The organism is Candidatus Albibeggiatoa sp. nov. BB20 (assembly GCA_016744725.1).
Lineage (GTDB): Bacteria > Pseudomonadota > Gammaproteobacteria > Beggiatoales > Beggiatoaceae > Albibeggiatoa.
In genome coordinates this window covers 1-3,948 of the sequence record JADGDW010000252.1, presented here as the reverse complement: position 1 = coordinate 3,948, position 3,948 = coordinate 1, and the positions used below count along the sequence as shown (strand labels likewise).

The 3,948-nt window shown below is 36.6% G+C and carries 5 protein-coding genes; 2 read left to right on the top strand and 3 right to left on the bottom strand.

The features are described from left to right. Positions 1–472 precede the first annotated feature (472 nt). Both ABXH34_RS18105 and ABXH34_RS18100 read left to right on the top strand, forming a co-directional pair. Positions 473–649 (top strand): hypothetical protein, encoded by a 177-nt coding sequence (locus tag ABXH34_RS18105; protein ID WP_353573289.1) that lies wholly within the window; start codon positions 473–475, stop codon positions 647–649. A 97-nt stretch (positions 650–746) separates the two neighbouring features. Beyond that, positions 747–896, top strand: a complete 150-nt coding sequence (locus tag ABXH34_RS18100; RefSeq protein ID WP_353573288.1) for a hypothetical protein — start codon at positions 747–749, stop codon at positions 894–896. A 16-nt stretch (positions 897–912) separates the two neighbouring features. On the opposite strand, the gene ABXH34_RS18095 is transcribed toward ABXH34_RS18100, so the two are convergent. The 3 genes from ABXH34_RS18095 to ABXH34_RS18085 form a co-directional block, all read right to left on the bottom strand. Continuing rightward, complete coding sequence (locus tag ABXH34_RS18095) at positions 913–1,047, bottom strand: hypothetical protein (protein ID WP_353573287.1); 135 nt, start codon at positions 1,045–1,047, stop codon at positions 913–915. A 175-nt stretch (positions 1,048–1,222) separates the two neighbouring features. Beyond that, the gene (locus ABXH34_RS18090; RefSeq protein WP_353573286.1) at positions 1,223–1,384 is read right to left on the bottom strand and encodes a hypothetical protein; all 162 of its coding nucleotides are present in this window, start codon (positions 1,382–1,384) and stop codon (positions 1,223–1,225) included. Positions 1,385–1,478: 94 nt separating this feature from the next. Then, positions 1,479–3,440 carry an esterase-like activity of phytase family protein gene (locus tag ABXH34_RS18085; protein WP_353573285.1) on the bottom strand — a complete coding sequence of 654 codons (1,962 nt, stop codon included), beginning with the start codon at positions 3,438–3,440 and terminating at the stop codon, positions 1,479–1,481. Positions 3,441–3,948: the final 508 nt, after the last annotated feature.

Here is a 3,948-nt window from a genome sequence, read left to right as displayed (position 1 = left end):
TGTGTAAGGTGTTTCTTTTCCAAAATTTCCTACTTTATCAACAATAATATTTAGCCCTAATTTAATAATTTTATTTTGGAATTTATCAGAGGTTTCATAATAATGTTCTAAATATGAATTGTATTTTTTCATACTCACTTCTCAATAAGCTCTTGCTAAGTTGCCTTTTTCATAAAGCGTTAATCCTTCTTACAGTACCCAATATAGTACTGAACTTGGGATATGTCCACGTTGTTCTACTTCATTTTTGTGTATAAACCAAAAAATATCTACATCAGTGCCAAAAAAAATCCATACACTCAACTCCACCACATTAAACCATGAATGTCATTGATATTTCACGATGTTTAAAAAAATCCATACAATCTCCCTTATCACATTGAATCAAATTACCTAGATAAAGTAATTATTTAATTAGCGGCAAAAAAAGTCCATAAAATTTGCCCAAACATTAATTTTAAGGAAAAATATCATGGAAACAATTGGTACAATTTTAGCCACCATTTTGCTGACGGCTTACAATCTTGATGAAAAACGGATTCATTGCAATCTAGAATACAAATTTGGGAAACGTCACTCAAAGCAAAAAATTTGGATAGGTTCTCCAGACAAGAAATCTATGTACAACATTATTGAATGTTCTAATTAAGATTGACAGAAATTTTTACATCATATAGTGCTCGCAAAGCAACAAACTAAGAGAAAATAGATTATGAACGAAACCAAACTTTTACCAGGATATACTTTTGACTACACCGAAGCCAAACCGCTTTGCAAAACAACAAGAGCAAATTACAGTCACACTAGATACTGATATTGCAAAAGTGTTTCAGACTTCTGAATCAGTAAATAAAGCACTTAGAGCAATTCTATCTGCATTGCCTGAGCAACATTGATAGTTGTTTACAAACGTCAATCCCATTTTTCACGCTCCTGACGAATAAAGTCGTTTACCTCGGCTTCTTCAACTGCAATAGCTACGATGCCGTTTTTCACACTTATGTTGTTTGCGACATCGTCCAATGCAGATACATCTAAAACACTCACTTGTTGTCAGCTGTACTGGATTAGAAATATCTAATACTTCAACCGTGACTTGATTCGCATTCACTACAAATAAACGTTTTAATACAGGATTATAACTGACAATTTCTGCTGCACTTTCATCAAAAATGCCTGTTTCATAACGACCTAAGAAAGTTAAGGTAAATTAACCTTCACCTTAAGGAATAAAGGTCACACCTATTAATGCAGGTTTGTTAATTGTGCCGATTTCACGTACGTAATTCACGAATGATTCAGCATAATCAAAATAGGTATCAATGCCACCACGCTCATCTAACACTTTACCAAATGTCGCATAACCATCGCGACCCGAAGCCACAAATGAGTTAGTACCAACACGATAGGTTTTGTTTAAGATGATCGTTAAGGTACATCAAGGTCATGCTAAATGCAGTATCACCAGCGATAGGAGGCTACAAACTTGCGTCAGCATCTTCAACTAAAGGAAGCAATGTGACTTCTGTTTTCGCGCCAGAAATACCAAAATCATTGTCGTTAATCAATACGATGTAATTATCTAATAATGCGATACCTTCAATTTTACTACTCAAATTTGGTAATGATAAAGCAGAATCAAATAATGCTTGTTTTTCAACGGCAAAGCTGTTCACATCAGACAATTCAAATGATGGGGCTGTGTCTAATTTATCCCAATCGGAATTTAAAATATTGTCGCCTGTTGCTAAATCAACAATGAATAATTTAGTTTGTTTTGTTACATGTTCTAAAATCACTAACACGTCAGCGTCTAAAGCGATCATTTCACTGATTTTGACACTATTTTGATTGATTTTAGCATCTAATGGGAAGTCTACAATGTCATCAATCATATACGCATATTCTGCGATTACGTCTGTGATTTCACCATTTTCCAAACCTAATTTAAATAAACGCACATTGTGAGACGCTTTATAAGCTGCTGCATCAGGATTTGATAAAGGGCTTTGCATGATAAAATATAAAAACTGTTCATCTGGGCTTACTGCAATTGATTCAACCCCACGATTAAGTGGGCGTTTTTGTAAAATTGCAGGTAATCTGCCTGTGATAGGATAATCCGCAGCACTCAAATCGCCTTCAACACCAGCAGGGACGACACGCTCTAAAATTGTGCCATCGGCTGCAACGTGAACTAAACTTGGCGCGTATTCTTCCGCTAACCAAAATGTGCCATCGCTTAATCTGACTAAAGCTTCTGTATCTAAACCTTCCACATCGTATTCAACAAATTGACCTGTGTTGCTGAAACTGCCTTCTGTATCCATCACTTCAAGCGGATTGCTTAAACCTGTAATCGGTGTACCACTGCTGTTTTTTAATAAAATCCGTTCAATTTGTTGTGTGCCGATACCACCATCTGGATTTTTAACCAATTTGAATTTATAAATACTGGGAGTAAAGCTTGGAATTGGAAAGACTTTGCCATTTTCATTAACGCTGTTATCTGGATTACGGCAAAATTCAGCCGCACCGATAATATCTGCAGTATCATCACAAGGAATGTTAGGACCTCTATCTGTTACTGTATAAAACGTATTGGGTTCATCACCACGAAACGCGCCACTGCCTAAGCCAACGCTTAAATTTAAACCACTGATACCACCATCGAAATCAACGCTAGCGAGTTCAATATCATTTTCAATCACAAGATTAGGTAATTCGGCAACGTCATCACCGCCATTATCTGGCGCATTGGTGTCAGTTTCACTGGAAAATACAAGGCTTAAATTGCCATCTTCTTCTTGATAGAACACTGAAAAAGCAGGGGCTAATTTAACAAATTCCGTAGAGAATTGTACGTCACCTGCTTCTAAATTAGCCGCTAAATAGGAAACTGCATTGTCGGTATTTAAAGCAACGTTAAACTGAGATTGCGTAGCCAAACCTTCCGCACGTATATAAAGGATAAAAATACCTTCCGTGCTAGCAATAGATAAATTGTAAGTGCCTTCTCCTAAAATAGGCGTAATGACTTCATCTGTACCTAATATTTCATTTTGGTATATAACGTCGCCCGTTTCATCAGAGGAAATAAGTAAAGGGAAGGTTTCAACTTGTTCTGTGAATTCAGTGCTTTCAATTGTGATTGCAGCACGTTCAACTAAAGTAAAAGTGAGTGTTGGTTGAAAAGTCTGCTCAATAATAACCCCAATACCAATATTTGTTGCCAATGCTGTGTCAGGTGTATTCTCAATGTTTGTGGTGTAAATATCGTCGCTTTCTTGAGGATTTAAACCTGTTCCTAAAATATAAAAGCCAGATTTTTCTAAGCTTACATCATAAGTGCATTTTAAATTTTCACAGTGGTGATCTGCATAGACGGCTGGCATAAACCCCGCCAGTAATAGAAGTAGGCAAAACAATCGTTGCTGCATGGTATTTTCCTTCTAAATGGATAAGAAACAAAGGATTAAAACATGGAATTATGACAATACAGTGTTATCTAAAAGTTTATATTTTTACAGATCATTTTATCGTAACGCTCTAGTCTAGGTATGCCAAAGGCACAAGAGAAAAACCCAAAAGGATAAATCAAGAGTATGTATAAAAGAATGACAGCAAGAATAATAATTAGTTAAAGAGCAGGTGAAAATGCTATTGTGAAGAAGTGGAACGGCTGAAAACAGCACTCTGAATAGCCCTCAGTTTGGTGCGGCAAAAAACCCAATTTAGGATAATTTGAAAAAACTTGGGATGGTGTATAGAACTGATTTGAACTCTTTTGAGAGAGCCTAAACCTTTTATTTGTGCTCTATACAAAACCCCACGCCCTGTATTATCCCCAGACTAAACAACCACCCGCTAAAGACGGGTGGGTTAGAGGCTTGGCGGCTGAAAGCCGGGATACAGGGCGACCAAGCCCTGTTGTCATTAAAGAATTAG

Excerpts from the sequence above, each read along its gene's own strand:
- ABXH34_RS18105 (WP_353573289.1), top strand. The coding sequence starts at position 473 with ATGGAAACAATTGGTACAATTTTAGCCACCATTTTGCTGACGGCTTAC.
- ABXH34_RS18085 (WP_353573285.1), bottom strand. The coding sequence starts at position 3,440 with ATGCAGCAACGATTGTTTTGCCTACTTCTATTACTGGCGGGGTTTATG.